Here is a 17,659-nt window from a genome sequence, read left to right on the forward strand (position 1 = left end):
GAGCAACCGATGCCACCGTCCCCCAGCACCGCACGCCCCGAACCGGTCGACTACGTGATCGTCGGAGGGGGTACGGCCGGCTCGGTCATCGCCTCCCGCCTCACCGAGGACCCCGATGTCACCGTCACCGTCATCGAGGGCGGCCCCTCGGACATCGACCGCGAGGACGTCCTCACCCTCCGCCGGTGGCTCGGCCTGCTCGGGGGTGACCTCGACTACGACTACCCCACCACCGAACAGCCACGCGGCAACTCCCACATCCGGCACAGCCGCGCCCGCGTCCTCGGCGGATGCTCCTCGCACAACACGCTGATCAGCTTCAAGCCGCTGCCCGGTGACTGGGACGAATGGGCCGAGGCCGGGGCCGAGGGCTGGGACGCGGCCGCGATGGACCCCTACTTCGCCCGGCTGCGGAACAACATCGTGCCGGTCGACGAGAAGGACCGGAACGCCATCGCCCGCGACTTCGTCGACGCCGCCCAGGCGGCCGCCGGTGTCCCGCGCGTGGACAGCTTCAACAAGAAGCCCTTCCACGAGGGCGCCGGCTTCTTCGACCTGGCGTACCACCCGGAGAACAACAAGCGCTCCTCCGCGTCCGTCGCCTACCTCCACCCGCACATCGAGGCGGGCGACCGCCCCAACCTGTCGATCCTGCTGGAGACTTGGGCGTGCCGCCTGGAGTTCGACGGCAACCGCGCCACCGGTGTGCACGTCCGGACCAAGGACGGCGAGGAGACGCTCCTGCACGCCGCCCGTGAGGTCATCGTCTGCGCAGGGGCGGTGGACACCCCGCGGCTGCTGATGCACTCCGGCGTCGGACCGGCGAAGGACCTCACCGCGCTCGGCATCCCCGTCGTCCACGACGCGCCGGGGATCGGCGAGAACCTGCTCGACCACCCCGAGTCGGTCATCGTCTGGGAGACCGACGGACCCATCCCGGAGAACTCCGCGATGGACTCCGACGCGGGCCTCTTCGTACGCCGCGACCCCGGATCCCGGGGCCCCGACCTGATGTTCCACTTCTACCAGATCCCCTTCACCGACAACCCGGAGCGCCTCGGCTACGAGAAGCCCGAGCACGGCGTGTCGATGACCCCGAACATCCCCAAGCCGCGCAGCCGCGGCCGGCTGTACCTCACCAGCGCCGACCCCGAGGTCAAACCGGCCCTGGACTTCCGCTACTTCACGGACGAGGACGACTACGACGCCCGCACCCTCGTCGACGGCATCAAGCTCGCCCGCGCGATAGCGAGGACCGAGCCGCTGGCCCACTGGCTCACGCGCGAGGTGTGCCCCGGACCCGAGGTCACGTCCGACGAGGACATCAGCGAGTACGCCCGCAAGGTCGCCCACACCGTCTACCACCCGGCCGGCACCTGCCGGATGGGAGCGGTGGGCGACCCGGCGGCCGTCGTGGACCCGCAGCTGCGGATCCAGGGCCTGGAGGGCATCCGCATCGCCGACGCCTCCGTCTTCCCGACCATGCCCGCCGTGAACCCGATGATCGGTGTCCTGATGGTGGGCGAGAAGTGCGCCGAACTGCTCCGAGCGACCCCGACCACCGGAGGCGACGTCCGATGAGTGAAGCCGGTACCCCTGTGTTCAGCGTCCGGAACCTGTGGAAGGTCTTCGGCCCCAAGGCCGACCGCATCCCCGGCAGCGAGTTCGCCGGCCTGCCTCCGGCGGAACTGCGCGAGCGCACCGGCTGCACCGCAGCCGTGCGTGACGTCTCCTTCGACGTCGAGAAGGGCGAGGTCTTCGTCGTCATGGGCCTGTCGGGCTCCGGCAAGTCCACCCTCGTCCGCTGTCTGACCCGGCTCATCGAGCCCACCGGCGGCACGCTCGCCATCGACGGCGAGGACGTCCTCGCCATGGACACCACCCGGCTGCGCGAACTGCGCCGCCACCGCGCCGCGATGGTCTTCCAGCACTTCGGGCTGCTCCCGCACCGCACCGTCCTCGACAACGTCGCCTACGGCCTGGAGATCCAGGGCCTCGGCAAGGCCGAACGGCGCGCAAGGGCGGCCGAGCTGGTCGAGAAGGTCGGCCTCGCGGGCCTCGAGGAGCGTCGCCCCGCCCAGCTCTCCGGCGGTCAGCAGCAGCGCGTCGGCCTCGCCCGCGCACTCGCCGTCGACCCGTCCGTCCTCCTCTTCGACGAGCCGTTCAGCGCGCTCGACCCGCTGATCCGGCGCGAGATGCAGGACGAGGTGGTCCGGCTGCACCGCGAGGAGGGCCGCACCATGGTCTTCATCACGCACGACCTCGGCGAGGCGCTCCGCCTGGGCACCCGAATTGCGCTGATGCGGGACGGCGGCATCGTCCAGCTGGGCACCCCCGAGGAGATCGTCGGCTCGCCGGCCGACGACTACGTACGCGAGTTCGTCCGGGACGTGCCGCGCGAGCAGGTCCTCACCGTCGCCACCGCCATGCGGCCGCCGACCGTGGGCGAAGGCGAGGGCGGACCCGCCGTCCGCCCCGCCGCCACCGTCTCCGAGGCCATCGAGGCGCTCTCCCGCTCCGGCGACCCCGTCGCCCGGGTGATGGACAACGGGAGGCTGCTCGGAGTCGTCGACCACGCGTGCCTGCTCGACGTCGTCGCCGGTGTGGGCCCGGAAGCCCGTGAGGTGACCGTCTGATGGCCACCGCACAGGCGGCCACCCGCACCGTCCCAGGACCCCCGGGGAAGGGCCCGCTGGCGGCCCTGCGCGACCGGCCCGTCCTCGCCAAGATCCTCTCGCTCCTGGTGATCGCCGCCGTCGCCGTACCCCTCGCACACGCCCGCTGGGGTGGCGGGGTCTGGCCCGGAGCCCTGACCGTCGACCTGAGCGGGCCGCTCGGCGACGTCAACGACTGGATCATCGGCAACCGCGACAGCCACCCGCTGTTCCTCTACTTCTTCGGCCACATCAGCAACGCCGTCGTCCTCTCGGTACGCGGCGTCTACCTGGCGCTGCTCGCCCTCGGCTGGGCCGGTGTCACCGCCGTCGCCGCGCTCGTCGCCTGGCGCACGGCCGGATGGCGCCTCGCGCTGACCGCCGGAGCGTCCTTCCTCGTCTGCGGGCTGCTCGGCATGTGGGTCCCGACCATGCAGACCCTCGCCCTGATGGTCGTCGCGGTCCTGGCCTCCGTGGTGCTGGGCCTGCTCCTCGGGCTGGCCGGCGGGCTCTCGGAGCGCACCTTCCGTGTCCTGCGCCCCGTCCTGGACACCATGCAGGTGCTGCCGGCCTTCGCCTACCTGCTGCCCGTCGTGCTGATCTTCGGCATCGGCGTGCCCGGCGCGGTCCTCGCCACCGTCGTCTACGCGGCCCCGCCGATGGCCCGGCTCACCGCACTCGGACTGCGCGGTGCCGACGCCGGCGTCATGGAGGCCGTCACCTCGCTCGGCGCCACCGGCCGGCAGCGCCTCCTGAGCGCCCGGCTCCCGCTGGCCCGCAAGGAACTGCTCCTCGGCCTCAACCAGACGATCATGATGGCGCTGTCCATGGCCGTCATCGCCTCCGTCATCGGAGCCGGCGGCCTCGGTGACCGCGTCTACCAGGCGCTCTCCTCCGTCGACGTCGGCGCCGCCCTCGCCGCGGGCATCCCCATCGTGCTGCTGGCGGTCGTCCTGGACCGTACGACCGAGGCGGCCGGCCGGAAGATCGGTACGGAGCCCACCGGTCCCGCCGTCCTGCGCGGAGCACGCGGATGGGCCCTGGCCGCCCTGGCCGCCGCCGCGGTCGCCGTCGTCGGCCGCTTCACGGGCGGACGCGTCTGGCCCGAGGGCGGGATCGTGGCCATCGCGGGTCCCGTCAACACCGCCAAGGACTGGATGGTCGACCACCTCTACACCGGCATCCCCGTCATCGGCGGAACCGCCGACTGGGCCGCCCACTTCACCAGCTGGATCCTCAACCCGCTCCGCAGCGGACTGCAGGGCCTGCCCTGGTGGTCCGTGCTGCTGATCGTCGCCGCCCTCGCCTGGACCATCGGCACCTGGCGCACCGCGCTCACCGCCGTGCTGGCCATGGCCGCCATCGGCGTCCTCGGCGTATGGGACCTGTCGATGGACACGCTCAGCCAGGTCATCGCGGCCGTCGCCGTCACCCTGGTCCTCGGCTTCGGCATCGCCGTCGGTGCCGCGCGCAGCCGGCGCCTCGAACGCGTGCTCCGCCCCGTCCTGGACGTCTTCCAGACGATGCCGCAGTTCGTCTACCTCATCCCCGTCGTCGCTCTCTTCGGCGTCGGCCGTGCCCCCGCGGCCGCGGCAGCCGTCGTCTACGCGCTTCCGGCCGTCGTCCGCATCACGACCCAGGGGCTGCGGGGCGTCGACCCCGCCGCGATGGAGTGCGCCCGCTCCCTCGGCGCCACCAGCGGCCAGCAACTGCGCCAGGTCCAGATCCCGCTGGCCAGGCCCGCCCTGCTGCTCGCCGTCAACCAGGGCGTCGTCCTGGTCCTCGCGGTGGTCATCATCGGCGGCCTCGTCGGCTCCGGGGCACTCGGCTACGAGGTCGTCTTCGGCCTGGCGCAGGGCGATCTGGCCACCGGTCTCGTCGCGGGCGCCGCCATCGTCTGCCTGGGACTGATGCTGGACCGCGTCACCCAGCCCACCGCCCGCCGCCAGCGGAAGGAGAGCTGACATGGCTCGCACCCGTACCCGTGCCCGCCTCCGTACGTCCGCGATTGTCGCCTCGGCCGGCGCCCTGCTGGCCGTCACCGGCTGCGGCGCGGCCGACATGACCAAGCAGGCCTCCCCGTTCGCGGCACCCGCGGACATCAAGACCGTCACCCTGTCCGTCCAGTCCTGGGTCGGCGCACAGGCCAACGTGGCCGTCGCCCAGAAGATCCTCGAGGACGAGCTCGGCTACCGCGTCGACCTCGTGCAGACCGACGAGGTACCCGCCTGGGACGCCCTCAGCCAGGGCCGGGTGGACGCCATGCTGGAGGACTGGGGCCACCCCGACCAGGAGAAGCTGTACGTCAAGGACAAGAAGACCATCGTGTCCGGCGGCGACCTCGGCGTCACCGGCCACATCGGCTGGTACGTCCCCAAGTACTGGGCGGACGAGCACCCGGACGTCACGAACTGGAAGAACCTCGACAGGTACGCCGACGAACTGCGCACCGCCGAGAGCGGCGACAAGGGCCAGCTGATGGACGGTTCGCCGTCCTACGTCACCAACGACAAGGCGCTGGTGAAGAATCTCGGCCTCGACTACAAGGTCGTCTTCGCCGGCTCCGAGGCCGCCCAGATCACGCAGATGCAGCAGTTCGCCAAGGAGAAGAAGCCCTTCCTCAGCTACTGGTACCAGCCCCAGTGGCTGTTCAACGAGGTGCCGATGGTCGAGGTGAAGCTCCCCGAGTACTCCGACGCCTGCGCGGCGAAGGCCCCGGCCGACATCGACTGCGCGTACCCGACGACCCCGCTGCAGAAGTACCTCAACGCGGACTTCTCGAAGCGAGGCGGGGACGCGGCCGCGTTCCTGAAGAAGTTCCACTGGTCGGAGAAGGACCAGAACGAGGTGTCCGAGATGATCGCCTCCGAGCGGCTGTCGCCCGACGAGGCCGCGGGGCGCTGGATCGAGAAGCACCCCGGCACCTGGAAGAAGTGGCTGGACCGGTGACCTGATCCGGGGCCCGGCCCGGCCCGGCCTCGCCCCGCCCACCGTCAGCCGCCGCGGCACCACCGCGGCGGCTGACGGCGTTCCGGGGCTGCTCCTGCTGTTCGCGGCTGCTCCGGCTGCTTCAGGCCACTCATGGCCGGACTCACTATTCACTCAGTACATGTACCGAGGATATAGTCGGCCGCATGAGCACCCGCCACGTCCTCCTGGGCCTGCTCGCAGCGGGTCCCTGTCACGGCTACGACCTGAAGCGGCAGTACGACGCACGCTTCCCGCAGGCCCGCCCGCTGGCCTACGGGCAGGTCTACACGACGCTGCAGCGCCTGGTGCGTGACGGTCTGGCCGCGATCGACAGCACCGACTCGGACGGCGGCCCGGAACGCACCCTCTACCGGTCCACGGACGAGGGATCACACGAACTCGGGCGCTGGGCCGAGGAGATCACCGCGCCCGCCCCCTTCGTGACGAACGAGATCTTCTCCAAGGTGGTGGTCTCGATCCTCGTCGCGGCAGCCGGCACACGGACGGGCCAGGACGGGCGCACGCCGGACGCCGCCGCGCACCTCCGGGCCCAGCGCACCGCCCACATGGAGCGGATGCGCGAGCTCACCGCGCTGAAGACCACGCCCGGCGCCGACCTCAGCACGGTGCTCTCGGCCGACTACGCCCTTGCCCATCTCGACGCCGACGTACGGTGGATGACCACCACCGCGGCCCGGATCGACACCTTGACCGCGGAGGTCAACTCAGCATGAGCACACGGGACGAACAGGCCTCTCCGGAGGCCCCGGCGCTGATCTCGGCGCACGGTCTGAAGAAGTCGTACGGCAGGACCGAGGCACTTCGGGGCGCCTCCCTCGACCTCCACGCGGGCGAGATCCTGGCCGTCACCGGCACGAGCGGCAGCGGCAAGTCCACGCTGCTGCACTGCCTGTCGGGGATCGTCCGGCCCGACGAAGGCACCGTCGTCTACGGGGGCGAGGACCTCGGCGGGCTGTCCGAGGACCGGCTCAGCCGGCTGCGGCGAGACGACTTCGGGGTGGTCTTCCAGTTCGGTCAGCTGATCCCCGAGCTCACCGCGCTCGACAACGTGGCGCTGCCTCTGCTCCTGGCGGGGATCCGGCGCGACCTTGCCGGCCGGCGGGCGGGGGAGTGGCTGGAGCGCTTCGGTGTACGCGGCCAGGCAGATCTGCGGCCCGGCGAGATGAGCGGGGGCCAGAGCCAACGGGTCGCACTGGCAAGGGCCCTGGTCACCGGGCCCAAGGCGGTCTTCGCGGACGAGCCGACCGGAGCCCTCGACGCGCTCGCCGGGGAACAGGTGATGACGGCCCTGGTGCACACCGCGAGGGAGACGGCCACGGCAGTCCTCCTGATCACGCATGACGCCCAGATCGCCGCGTACGCGGACCGTGAGGTGGTGCTCCGGGACGGAGCCGTCCTCTCCGGCTCGGCCGAGCCTGCCGGTCAGGAGGCGGCCCGCCGTGAGATCTGACATCCGCATCGCCTGGATCCTCGCGCGCGGCTCGGAGCGCCGCGAGTGGTGGAGGCTCTCGCTCACCCTTCTCGGCGCCCTGCTCGCCACCGCCTTCGCGCTCGCGGCGGTGACGGTCGCCGCCGTGCCGGGCCAGGTGTCGATCCCCTCCGCACACGGGCTGCTGGACCAGCCGGGCCAGCGTGCGGGGGTCGTGCTCACGCTCGTGCTCCTGCTCGTCCCGGTGGTCGGATTCCTGGGGCAGTGCGCCCGCATCGGCGCCGTCCACCGGCACCGGAGGACGGCCGGGATGCGGCTCGCCGGGGCGACACCCCTCCAGGTGAGGAGGATCGCAGCCGTGGAGTCGGCGTTGGCCTGCCTGGCCGGTTCGGCCGTCGGCTTCGGGGCGTTCGTCCTGCTCCTCGCCGTACAGGGCCACACCCCGCCCCCTGCGGCCTGGGCGGGTTTCGTCGGGGTCGTCCTCGCCGTCCCGGTGGTCGCCGCCGCGGTGAGCGTCCTCGTCCTGCGCCGTGTGGTCGCCTCACCCCTCGGCCATCTGCGCCGGACGGGGCCCGACCGCGGGCGCCGGGCTGCGCTCGGCTTCCTGCTCGGCGCCGTGCTGATCGCCACCGGAGCAGTGCTGCTCCTGCTGCCGGCCGACACCGGCGGGACTCCGTTCGGGCTGATGGTCCTGGCGTTGGTGTCCCTCACCGGGGCGGGCGCGATCTGGGCGGCCGGGGCTTCGGCGGCGTACACGGGCCGCAGGCTCACCCTCCGGGCGAAGAGCCCGGCGGTGCTCATCGCCGCGAGCCGCCTGGCGCACGATCCGTGGGCCGCCGCGCGCACCCACGGCGCGCTGCTGCTGGTCACGGTCGTCGGCGTGGGTTTCGTGGGCGTGCGCGGAGTTCTGCTCGCGGAGTTGCAAAGGCCCGGCCACCCGCCGGAGGGAATGGCCTTCTACACCACCGGTATCGACCTCGCCGGATCCGCCGTGCTGACAGCTCTGGCCATCAGCCTCTGCGGCCTCGCCGTGGGCGCCGCCGAGTCGCTCGCCACCCGCCGCAGGGGACTCGCGGCGCAGGCGGCGGCCGGCGTGCCGTACCGGGTCCTCGCCGCGGCCACACTGCTGGAGACCGCGATCCCCCTGGCCCCCGCGCTCCTGCTCGCGGGGGCCGGAGGAACGGTGGTGTACCTGGCGTACACCACCGTCGTGAACAACGGCTTCGTACCGTTGCTGCCGCTGTTCGTCCCCCTGGCCGTCTACGCCGCCTGCCTGCTGGTCGCGGCGACGTCCCTGCCGCTCCTGCGGCGCGTGACCCATCCGTCGGAACTGCGGTTCACGTAGGGCCTCCTGCCCGCGTCATGCCGCTCCCGCTTCGGCGGCATCCGCCCCGCCGTCCGCACGCGTCGCCACGACGAGTGTCGCCGCGACGAGTGCGGCGGCGAGGACACCGGTGGTGAGCACCGGGACCGGGAGGAACGTCGTGGCCAGGACGGCGAGGACCGCGACGGGGTGGATGAGGTCGTTCCGGCTGCGGAGTTCCTCCGCCCGGTGGTGGAGCAGCCACACCAGGGTGATGAAGACGGCCACCGGGACGGTGAACGTCGCCGCGGCGGCGCGGTCGGAGAGGTGGCCGTGACCGCCGGCGTGGGCGACGTTGACCGCCAGTCCGGCACCGACCGCCGCGGCCGAGGCGAAGACGGCATAGTGGCCGTAGCCCCAGAGGATCGCCGCCCTGAAACCGGTGAGCCGCTGGGGGGCGTTCTGTGCGAAGTAGAGCCACCACAGGGCGAACACGGTCAGCACGCCGCCGACGACCAGGGTCGCGATGTCGCCCAGGTCCGTCTCGCCGTCGAGCGCGGTCCGGACGGCGGCGGTCGCCGCGGTGATGGTCTCACCGAGCACGATGAGGGTGAACAGCCCGTACCGTTCGGCGATGTGGTGAGGATGCCAGGTGGTGTTCGCCGGGCTCTCGGCCCAGACGGGGACGGCGATCTCGGCCAGGACCAGGACCGCGAACAGCGGCAGGCCCCAGTCCTCGGGCAGCGCCAGCCTCGCGACCCAGCCGACCTGCACGATCAGGATGCCGACCGCGTAGCGCACGCAGGAGCGCCGGCGTTCCGGGTCGGAGCGTGCGGCGCGCAGCCACTGGGTGGCCATCGCGAGCCGCATGACGACGTATCCCCAGGTGATGACGGTGAAGTCGTCGTGCGAGAGGGCGTCGGCCGCGCCGGCGGCCAGGATCAGGGCACCCGTGATCTGGACCAGGGTGAGGAGCCGGTACGGGACGTCGTCGGTGTCGTAGGCGGAGGCGAACCAGGTGAAGTTCATCCAGGCCCACCAGATCGCGAAGAACACCATCGCGTAGCCCAGGACCCCGTCCCCGACGTGCCCCTCGGCGAGTTCGTGCTCGAAGGCTCCCGACGCCTGGGCGACGGCGGTGACGAAGCACAGGTCGAAGAACAGCTCCAGCGCGGTCGCCGTGCGGTTCTCCTCACCCGCGAGGCGTGCGACCATCGGCCGGTGCCATGCCCCGAGGGCGGACGGTGACTGACTCATGCGTACCCGGTTTTCACGTTCGGAGGGCTGTCGCGGCCCGGCCGTTCCGAGACGGCCGGGGCTGCCGACGCCGACCGGGCAGGCCACCGGCCGGTCGGTCGGCTCGACGGACACCGGTCACGTTACGAGCGCCGCCTGACCTCGTGCAACGCCGACAGGCCACGGCGCGCGCGGTCGCTCAGTCGAGGCAGAACTCGTTGCCCTCGACGTCCTGCATGTTGAGGCACGACTCGTTCTCCTCGTCGGCGAGCAGCAGCTGTCCGCGCACCGCGCCGAGCGGGACCAGCCGCGCGCACTCGGCCTCCAGTGCGGCGAGGCGCTCCGCACCCACGAGCCCGGTGCCGACCCGCACGTCGAGATGGACCCGGTTCTTGGCGGTCTTGCCCTCGGGAACGCGCTGGAAGTACAGCCGCGGCCCCACACCTGAGGGATCCGTGCAGACGGCCCACGAGCCCCGGTCCTCGGACGGCTGGGTGCGGTCGAAGTCCTCCCAGGTGTCGAAGCCCTCGGGCGGCGGCGTCATGACGTACCCCAGCACCTCGCTCCAGAAACGCGCGACGCGCCGAGGATCCGAGCAGTCGAAGGTGACCTGGACCTGCCTGATCGTTGCCATCGGCACATCGTAGTGCCGCTCACCGCGCCCTGCCGTGGCCCTGCCGTCCGGGCGCGGGTGGGCCGTCCGCACCGGTGGCACCCCCCCGCCACCGTACCCAAGTCCCTGGCGAAAGGCCCCGGAACGGCCTTCACCTCCGCGCCTCCCAGCCGGCTGTTCCACGGGCCTACGGCCGTGTTCGTCCCCTGACTGGTTGTCACCGTTCGCTTTCTGATAGTTGTTTCAGCGGGGCACGGGCGCTGGCCCGTGGCGGCGCCCACGGGCGCCCGCAGGGGAGGACACACATGGGCACCACCACGCACGACGAGGTCATCGCCACCGAGCAGAAGGCGGTGGACCACGCGTACGACTGCTACACCGCGAAGCTGGCCGAGATGACCGGGACGTCGGCCGCCACGGCAGCGGCCAGCGGCAAGGACGGCATCGCCAATCGGAAGCACGCGGAGGCGCTGGCCGAGGCGTACGACGGGCTCGGCGACGAGGCGCTGGTCTTCTCCCGCGTGGACGCGCCTGACGACCCCGGCACGAAGCCGCGTCCCTGGTACATCGGCAGACGGGGCGTGCGCGACGCCTCGAACGATCCAGTCGTCCTGCTGTGGACCAGCAAGCTCGCGAAACAATGGGCGGAGGCCTTGCCGGAGGCACCCGGAGAGGTCGTTCTGCGGCGGCGGCTGCGGTGCGTGCAGCGTGTCGTGCAGGACTACTTCGACGAGATCGCCGCGCCGGTCATCCCGGTCATCCCCTCTCTCGAGGCCATTCCGCCGCCGCGTCCGGCCGCGGACGACGCGACCGAGGCCGGGACACAGGCTGGCGCCGAGACGCCGGTCCAGGAGCCTCCGGAACAGGCCGAGGGCCGACGTGAGGTGCGTCCGCCGTCCCCGACGCCCGGCGACGTCGTCCGCGGCCGGCGCCGTAAGCCGCTCCAGCCCGACGACTTCCTGCTGCGTGAACTGCGGCGCTCGCGCGGCGGCCGGATGCGGGACATCGTCGAGACCATCCGCCGGGACCAGATGGACCTGGTGACCGGCACACCGTCCGACATCCTCGTCGTGCAGGGCGGCCCCGGTACCGGTAAGTCCGCCGTCGGTCTGCACCGCGTGACCTGGCTCGTCGACAACGAGCACTTCAAGGCCCAGGACATCCTCGTCATCGGCCCCCACCAGAGGTTCCTCGACTACGTCGGCCAGGTGCTGCCCACCCTCGGCACACGGGACGTCAACGCCGTCCAGCTGGACCGGCTGTGGGACGGGGAGATCCGCGGCACCGACACCCCGCGGGCGCGGCTGGTGAAGTCCGGCGAGCGGATGGCGGCCGTACTGCGACGCCGTGTCGAGAGCGACTGCCGGCCCGAGGCGCTCGACGACCTCACCACCGCACCGTCCTACGAGGGCGACGAACCGGCCGTCGTCGTCACCGCCGGCAGCACCACGCTGCGCGTGCCCAAGTCCGAAGTCCTGACACTCCTCGAGGACGTACGTGCCGCCGAAGGCCCCTACCGGCAGCGTCGCGAACGCTTCCGCAGCCTGTTCGTCGACCGGCTCCTCCAGGAGCTCGCTACCATCGCGCCCCGCCGCGGCCAGGGCGGCACGATCCGCCGCGACCTCGAACGCAACCGCCGCGTCGAGCGGCTCGTCGAACGTATCTGGCCCGCTCCAGGCGCCAGGGAGGCCCTGCGCAGCCTCTACGACTCGCCCGACCTCCTGGGCGCATGCGCGGACGGCATCCTCGACGCCGACGAACAGGCGGCCCTGCACCGGCCACGTGCCGACACCGCCGACGCCGAGCCATGGACCCTCGACGACCACGTCTGCCTCGAAGAACTCCGGTTCCTCATCGACGGGGAAACGCCCCGGCGCTACGGGCACATCGTCGTCGACGAGGCCCAGGACCTCACCCCGCTGCAGGCCCGCGCACTGCGCCGCCGCTGCGCCGTCGGGGGCTCCATGACGGTCCTCGGCGACCTCGCCCAGGCCACCGGCCCCCACACCCACCTCAGCTGGGACCCGCTCGGCACGCTTCTGTCGGACCACGGGGACTGGCGCGTCGCCGAGCTGAACACCAGCTACCGCGTACCGGCCGAGATCATGGAGTTCGTCGCACCCCTCGCCCGTGCGGTCGCCCCCGGACTGCCGTACCCGCGAGCCGTACGAAAGGCGGGCGAGGACGCCGTACGAACGGTGGCGACCGAGCCGTGGAAGCTGCTCGACGACACCGTCGCCCAGATGACCCGTCTGGTGGGCACCAGCGACGGGAGTACACCGCGCTCCGTCGCGGTCATCGTCCCCGACGACTCGTCCTGGCTCGACGAGATCAGCCGCCGTCTCGACGAGGGTTCCGGCCTGACGGGCATGAGTCGTGAGGCCGTGTCCGTCCTGGCCGCCGCTCAGGCGAAGGGCATGGAGTACGACCATGTCCTGGTCGTCGAGCCCGCCACCATCGCAGACCGTGGCCCCGCCGGCCTGCGGCAGCTGTACATCGCCCTCACCCGCAGCACGCAGAGTCTGACGGTGCTGCACACCTCGCCGCTCCCGGAGGTCCTCACGCACCCGGATGCCGTCCCGCACGTGCCGGCGGAAGAAACAGCCCCCGGCACGGACCTGGGCGACGTTCTGGAGATCGGGGCCGACATCCGCGTCCGCGTCATCGGCCCGGGTCCCGGCGGCCGCTACAAGGTCAAGGCGCTCAGCCCCGCGACGGACCGTCCCCTGGCCCTGACGGTCCGGCACGGCTCCACGCCTCCCCGCCCCGGCGACGAACTGGACTGCTGGGTCTTCGCCAACGAGACCGGCCAGAGCGTGCTGACCGCCGACACGCGAGGCCGTCTGCCCATCTCGCCGAGGATGGCGCAGCGGTACACGACGGCGGTCGACGTGCTCGACGACCTGGCGACCGGCGGTGAAGGGGCCTCGGAGGACGCCCGCGCGCGCCTGTCCGACCTGCAGGGCATGGCCAACCGCATCCTCCGCCGCGACCAGGCGGACTGGGTGGACGTGTACCGCGTCCTCGGCTCCCCCGACCGGCAGCGCCTGGGCATCCTGCGCGACCTCGCGGCACGTACCAACCGCGCGCTCAAGGACAGCACCCTGCACACCGGCCGACTGCGGGCCGAACTCGTCGAGTCCGGCTGGGCCGCGGCTCTGACCGAAGCACAACAGACGCTCCGTGCCCGCCTGACCGACGCGGAGGCCCTGGACGACCCGACCGCACCCGAAGCCGCACCCGTCGCCCTCCAGCCCGACCACCCCGAGCAGAAGGAAGCCGAACCCGTGACCACCGTCGAAGAAGCACCGGTCGTACAGGCAGTGACCACGAAGGACGACTTCCTGCTCGCCCTGGCGGCTTCGGCCGCCGTGGACCGGACCTGCAAGAAGCACGAGGCGGTACGCCACGCACTGAAGTCGGAACTGCTGTGGGCGGACCTCCAGCCGACCGACTCCGAGGCCGCCGACGTCGTCTGCGCCGTGGACGACGGCCTGTTCCTCTACGAGGTCCTGGGAGCCGGGCGCTCCGCGTACGAGGAACTCCGTGCGGGAGCGACCCGCCTTCTCGAGATCAACCACACCCTGCACACGAAGGCTGACCGCCTCTACCTGGTCCTGTGCGGGGCGCCTGCCGAGGAATGGGCCGCGAGTACCGTGCGCGAGGTCTTCGGCGTCCACGTCCTGTGGCGTACTCCTGGCAACTGGGGCGGCGACGACCCCGATACCGCCCTGGGCCGCCCCCAGGCGTGAAGCCGGGCCCCTCACCGGCACCGGCCGCCGATCCTCACCCGTGCGCAGGCGGAAGCGCTCCTCGCCAGGGCCGGCCTGTGGGCCCGATCGGCAGGGGTCCGTGCCCGCACCGCGGATCGCGGCGCGGGCGTCGGCCGGGCGGGGCGCGTGCCGGGGTGGAGTCCTCCGCCCTCCCCACCGGCTCGTCCCCGGCCGGCCACACACCTGCCGGGCGGCGGTCAACCGACGGGCCGGGCCGCCTCTTCCGGCTCCGCGCGGTCGAACTGGGTGCGGTGCAGCTCCTCGTACCGTCCTCCGACGGCCAGCAGCTCCTCGTGCGTGCCCCGTTCGACGACGCGGCCGTCCTCGACGACCAGGATGAGGTCCGCGGAGCGCACGGTCGACAGCCGGTGGGCGATGACCACGGCCGTGCGGCCTTCCAGGGCCTCGGCCAGCGCCTCCTGGACGGCCGCCTCCGAGGTGGAGTCCAGGTGCGCGGTCGCCTCGTCCAGGATCACCACCCGCTGACGGGCCAGCAGCAGCCGGGCGATGGTGAGCCGCTGGCGTTCGCCGCCGGAGAGCCGGTAGCCGCGCTCACCCACCACCGTGTCCAGCCCGTCGGGGAGCGATGCCACCAGGCCGTCCAGGCGGGAGCGGCGCAACGCCTCCCAGATCTCCTCCTCGGTGGCCTCCGGCCGGGCGAGCAGCAGATTGGCGCGGACCGACTCGTGGAAGAGGTGCCCGTCCTGGGTGACCATCCCGAGCGTCTCCCGGATCGAGTCGGCCGTCAGGTCGCGTACGTCGACGCCGTTGAGCCGCACGGTGCCGGCATCGGTGTCGTACAGCCGGGGGAGCAACTGCGCGATGGTCGACTTCCCGGCTCCGGACGATCCCACGAGGGCGACCATCCGGCCGGGCTCCGCCGTGAAGGAGACGTCGTGCAGGACCTGCGAGCCGTCCCCCGAGTCGAGCGTGGCGACCTCTTCGAGGGAGGCGAGCGAGACCTTGTCGGCGGAGGGGTAGCCGAAGGAGACCCCGTCGAACTCCACGGACACCGGTCCGTCGGGCACCCGGCGGGCGTCCGGCTTCTCCGCGATCAGCGGCTTCAGGTCGAGGATCTCGAAGACCCGCTCGAAGCTGACCAGGGCGCTCATCACCTCGACGCGGGCTCCGGCCAGAGCCGTCAGCGGCGCGTAGAGCCGGGTGAGGAGGAGGGCCAGGGCGACGACGGCCCCGGGCTCCAGGGTGCCGCGCAGCGCGTAGTGGCCGCCGAGCCCGTAGACGAGGGCGAGGGCGAGTGCCGACACCAGGGTGAGCGCCGTGATGAACGTGGACTGGAGCATCGCCGTGCGGACGCCGATGTCACGCACCCGTCCCGCCCGGGCCGCGAATTCGGCGGACTCGTCGGCGGGGCGCCCGAAGAGCTTGATGAGCGTCGCGCCCGGCGCCGAGAAGCGCTCGGTCATCTGCGTGCCCATGGTGGCGTTGTGGCCGGCGGCCTCCCGCTGGAGATCCGCCATCCGCGCGCCCATCCGGCGGGCGGGGACCACGAACACCGGCAGCAGCACCAGGGCGAGCAGCGTGATCTGCCACGAGATCGTCAGCATCACGGCCAGGGTCAGCAGCAGGGTGACCACGTTGGAGACGACGCCGGAGAGCGTGTTGCTGAACGCCCGCTGCGCGCCGATCACGTCGTTGTTGAGCCGGCTGACCAGCGCACCGGTCCTGGTGCGGGTGAAGAAGGCGACGGGCATCCGCTGGACGTGGTCGAAGACGGCCGTCCGCAGGTCGAGGATCAGCCCCTCGCCGAGGGTGGCCGAGAGCCATCGGACGAGGAGGCCGAGCCCCGCCTCCGCCACGGCGATCAGAGCGATGAGCAGGGCGTACCGGACGACCGTGCCGGGGTCCCGGCCCTGCACGATCGCGTCGACGACCCGCCCGGCCAGCACGGGTGTGGCCACCGCCAGAAGGGCGGTGACCACACTGAGGAGCAGGAAGCGGACGATCCTGCCCCGGTGCGGCCTGGCGAAGGCCCCGATGCGGTGCAGTGTGGCCTTGGAGAAGGGTCTGCGGTCCGTCTGCGCGTTCACCGTGCTGTGCAGCGAGTGCCACGCCGTGACTTCCATGTCCATGCGGTCCTCCGGGGTCGGTCGGTATGCGGGGAACGTTAGGACCTCAAGTGAAGTTGAGGTCAAACGTTCCCGTCCGGCTTCACCCGTCGGCGCGGTCAGCGCGCCCGTACGGTCGCCATGACCTCCCGGTCCGGCTGCAGGGTCAGGGTCGGCACGGGGTTGACGGTGCCCGGGTCGACCTCCAGCTCGAAGCGGCGCGCCAGGACGGCCAGGATCAGCACCGCCTCGACCATCGCGAAACGGGTGCCCAGGCAGACCCGGGGGCCGCCGCCGAACGGGTACCAGGCGTACTCGGGGATCTCGTCCCCGTCCTCCGCGTCCCAGCGCTCGGGACGGAACGCCTCGGGCTCGGGGAACCACCGTTCGTCCCGGTGCGTGGCCCACTGGCTGCTCCACACCCGCGTGCCCTCCGCCAACGGCACCCCGCCGATCCGGGCCCCCTCCTTGGCGATCCCCGTGACCAGCCAGATCGTCGGATACAGCCGGAGGGTCTCCTTCACCACCGCCTGGGCGTACGGCAGTCGCGCGTAGTCGTCGATCCCCGGCTCCCGGTCGCCCAGCACCCGGTCCAGCTCCTCGGTGAGCGCGGCGAGCGCCCGAGGCGTACGGGACAGGAGGTACCAGGCCCACACCAGCGTGGAGGCGGTCGTCTCGTGACCGCCGATGTACAGGGTGACGGTCTCGTCCCGGATCTCCTGGTCGGTGAGGTGCGCCCCGGTCTCGTCCACCGCCGTGAGCAGCCGGCTCAGCAGATCGGGGCGTTCGCCGTCCCCGTCGCGATGGCGGGCCACCACGCGCCCGACCTCGGCGTCGATCACCGCGGCGGCCTTCTTGATCCTGGCCCGCCCGGGCGTCGGCACCCAGTCGGGCAGGACGGCTCCCAGGCCGCTGAACTCCTTGCCGATCTCCTGCTGGGCGATGTCCATGGCCCGGCCCATCGACGCCGCGTCGGCCGGTGTGTCCACCCCGAAGATCGTGCGGACCGCGATCTTCTGCGTCAGGGCCGCCATCTCCCGCTTGATGTCGACGCGTTCACCGCCCGACCAGGTGTCGGCCAGGTCCACCGCGCACGCCGTCATCGTGGAGGCGTACGACTTCACCTGCTTGGGCCGCACCGAGGGCTGCACCAGCGAGCGCTTGCGCCGCCAGTCGGCGCCGCGGGCGACGACGACACCGTTGCCCATGACGGTACGGAAGGCGATGCCCAGCAGCGGCTGGTCGAAGGTGCGTTCCGTCTCGGTGAGGAGTTCGCCGATGCACTGCGGATCGGCGATGAAGACGCAGTCGTTGCGGCCGAAGCGCCAGCGCACCATGTCCCCGTAACCACGCAGGCGCTCGAAGAACGCGAGAGGGTCCTTGCCGAACTGGGGCAGGCTTCCCAGGAGCGGCACACCCCTGGGCCCCTGGACGATCCGGTGGCCGCGCGGTTCGGCGTCGAGGGCCGCACCGGTTTCCGTGGACATGGGGAACTCCCGTCATCTGCCGTGCGCAGTACGTGAGTTGCCGAGCCTAGTGCCAGTCGGCCATGGGTTCGAAGCGGAGATCTCCGGTTCAGGCCACGGCATGACCG

Annotated in this window: 12 protein-coding genes; 8 read left to right on the forward strand and 4 right to left on the reverse strand. The window is 72.0% G+C overall.

Going from position 1 to position 17,659, the window contains the following annotated elements; all coding sequences use genetic code 11:
- Nucleotides 1-9 precede the first annotated feature (9 nt).
- The 7 genes from OG488_RS32350 to OG488_RS32380 all read left to right on the forward strand — a co-directional run bounded on the left by OG488_RS32350 (nucleotide 10) and on the right by OG488_RS32380 (nucleotide 8,419).
- Nucleotides 10-1,581 (forward strand): GMC family oxidoreductase, encoded by a 1,572-nt coding sequence (locus tag OG488_RS32350; RefSeq protein ID WP_329235555.1) that lies wholly within the window; start codon nucleotides 10-12, stop codon nucleotides 1,579-1,581.
- Nucleotides 1,578-2,636, forward strand: coding sequence for a quaternary amine ABC transporter ATP-binding protein (locus OG488_RS32355; protein ID WP_329235558.1), 1,059 nt, complete (start codon nucleotides 1,578-1,580; stop codon nucleotides 2,634-2,636). The genes OG488_RS32350 and OG488_RS32355 overlap by 4 nt, the downstream gene beginning before the upstream one ends.
- On the forward strand, nucleotides 2,636-4,618 hold the full coding sequence (locus OG488_RS32360; protein ID WP_329235562.1) for an ABC transporter permease: 1,983 nt from the start codon (nucleotides 2,636-2,638) through the stop codon (nucleotides 4,616-4,618). The genes OG488_RS32355 and OG488_RS32360 overlap by 1 nt, the downstream gene beginning before the upstream one ends.
- Nucleotide 4,619: 1 nt before the next feature.
- Nucleotides 4,620-5,603 carry an ABC transporter substrate-binding protein gene (locus OG488_RS32365; RefSeq protein WP_329235565.1) on the forward strand — a complete coding sequence of 328 codons (984 nt, stop codon included), beginning with the start codon at nucleotides 4,620-4,622 and terminating at the stop codon, nucleotides 5,601-5,603.
- 185 nt (nucleotides 5,604-5,788) lie between these two features.
- On the forward strand, nucleotides 5,789-6,358 hold the full coding sequence (locus OG488_RS32370) for a PadR family transcriptional regulator (RefSeq protein WP_329235568.1): 570 nt from the start codon (nucleotides 5,789-5,791) through the stop codon (nucleotides 6,356-6,358).
- A complete protein-coding gene (locus OG488_RS32375) occupies nucleotides 6,355-7,095 on the forward strand; it encodes an ABC transporter ATP-binding protein (RefSeq protein WP_329235571.1) in 741 nt (246 codons plus the stop codon). The genes OG488_RS32370 and OG488_RS32375 overlap by 4 nt, the downstream gene beginning before the upstream one ends.
- Nucleotides 7,085-8,419 carry an FtsX-like permease family protein gene (locus tag OG488_RS32380; RefSeq protein ID WP_329235574.1) on the forward strand — a complete coding sequence of 445 codons (1,335 nt, stop codon included), beginning with the start codon at nucleotides 7,085-7,087 and terminating at the stop codon, nucleotides 8,417-8,419. Before OG488_RS32375 ends, OG488_RS32380 begins: the two co-directional genes overlap by 11 nt.
- Nucleotides 8,420-8,434: 15 nt before the next feature.
- Here the strand turns inward: OG488_RS32380 and OG488_RS32385 are convergent, their stop codons facing one another.
- Together OG488_RS32385 and OG488_RS32390 are read right to left on the reverse strand one after the other, a co-directional pair.
- On the reverse strand, nucleotides 8,435-9,634 hold the full coding sequence (locus OG488_RS32385; RefSeq protein WP_329235577.1) for a low temperature requirement protein A: 1,200 nt from the start codon (nucleotides 9,632-9,634) through the stop codon (nucleotides 8,435-8,437).
- Between the two features lie 178 nt (nucleotides 9,635-9,812).
- Complete coding sequence (locus OG488_RS32390; RefSeq protein WP_329235580.1) at nucleotides 9,813-10,247, reverse strand: VOC family protein; 435 nt, start codon at nucleotides 10,245-10,247, stop codon at nucleotides 9,813-9,815.
- 284 nt (nucleotides 10,248-10,531) lie between these two features.
- Between OG488_RS32390 and OG488_RS32395 the strand changes: the two genes are divergently transcribed.
- Nucleotides 10,532-13,978: a HelD family protein gene (locus OG488_RS32395; protein WP_329235583.1), complete on the forward strand. Its 3,447-nt coding sequence runs from the start codon at nucleotides 10,532-10,534 to the stop codon at nucleotides 13,976-13,978.
- Between the two features lie 218 nt (nucleotides 13,979-14,196).
- Here OG488_RS32395 and OG488_RS32400 read toward each other — a convergent pair whose 3' ends face one another.
- Nucleotides 14,197-16,089 (reverse strand): ABC transporter ATP-binding protein, encoded by a 1,893-nt coding sequence (locus OG488_RS32400; RefSeq protein WP_329235587.1) that lies wholly within the window; start codon nucleotides 16,087-16,089, stop codon nucleotides 14,197-14,199.
- 95 nt (nucleotides 16,090-16,184) lie between these two features.
- Nucleotides 16,185-17,552, reverse strand: a complete 1,368-nt coding sequence (locus OG488_RS32405) for a cytochrome P450 (RefSeq protein WP_329235590.1) — start codon at nucleotides 17,550-17,552, stop codon at nucleotides 16,185-16,187.
- Between the last annotated feature and the right edge of the window lie 107 nt (nucleotides 17,553-17,659).

This window comes from Streptomyces sp. NBC_01460 (assembly GCF_036227405.1).
Taxonomy (GTDB): domain Bacteria; phylum Actinomycetota; class Actinomycetes; order Streptomycetales; family Streptomycetaceae; genus Streptomyces.

What these genes read in the sequence shown, in the direction of transcription:
- OG488_RS32350 (WP_329235555.1), top strand. Translation starts at nt 10, where the DNA reads ATGCCACCGTCCCCCAGCACCGCACGCCCCGAACCGGTCGACTACGTG.
- OG488_RS32355 (WP_329235558.1), top strand. Translation starts at nt 1,578, where the DNA reads ATGAGTGAAGCCGGTACCCCTGTGTTCAGCGTCCGGAACCTGTGGAAG.
- OG488_RS32360 (WP_329235562.1), top strand. Translation starts at nt 2,636, where the DNA reads ATGGCCACCGCACAGGCGGCCACCCGCACCGTCCCAGGACCCCCGGGG.
- OG488_RS32365 (WP_329235565.1), top strand. Translation starts at nt 4,620, where the DNA reads ATGGCTCGCACCCGTACCCGTGCCCGCCTCCGTACGTCCGCGATTGTC.
- OG488_RS32370 (WP_329235568.1), top strand. Translation starts at nt 5,789, where the DNA reads ATGAGCACCCGCCACGTCCTCCTGGGCCTGCTCGCAGCGGGTCCCTGT.
- OG488_RS32375 (WP_329235571.1), top strand. Translation starts at nt 6,355, where the DNA reads ATGAGCACACGGGACGAACAGGCCTCTCCGGAGGCCCCGGCGCTGATC.
- OG488_RS32385 (WP_329235577.1), bottom strand. Translation starts at nt 9,634, where the DNA reads ATGAGTCAGTCACCGTCCGCCCTCGGGGCATGGCACCGGCCGATGGTC.
- OG488_RS32390 (WP_329235580.1), bottom strand. Translation starts at nt 10,247, where the DNA reads ATGGCAACGATCAGGCAGGTCCAGGTCACCTTCGACTGCTCGGATCCT.
- OG488_RS32395 (WP_329235583.1), top strand. Translation starts at nt 10,532, where the DNA reads ATGGGCACCACCACGCACGACGAGGTCATCGCCACCGAGCAGAAGGCG.
- OG488_RS32400 (WP_329235587.1), bottom strand. Translation starts at nt 16,089, where the DNA reads ATGGACATGGAAGTCACGGCGTGGCACTCGCTGCACAGCACGGTGAAC.
- OG488_RS32405 (WP_329235590.1), bottom strand. Translation starts at nt 17,552, where the DNA reads ATGTCCACGGAAACCGGTGCGGCCCTCGACGCCGAACCGCGCGGCCAC.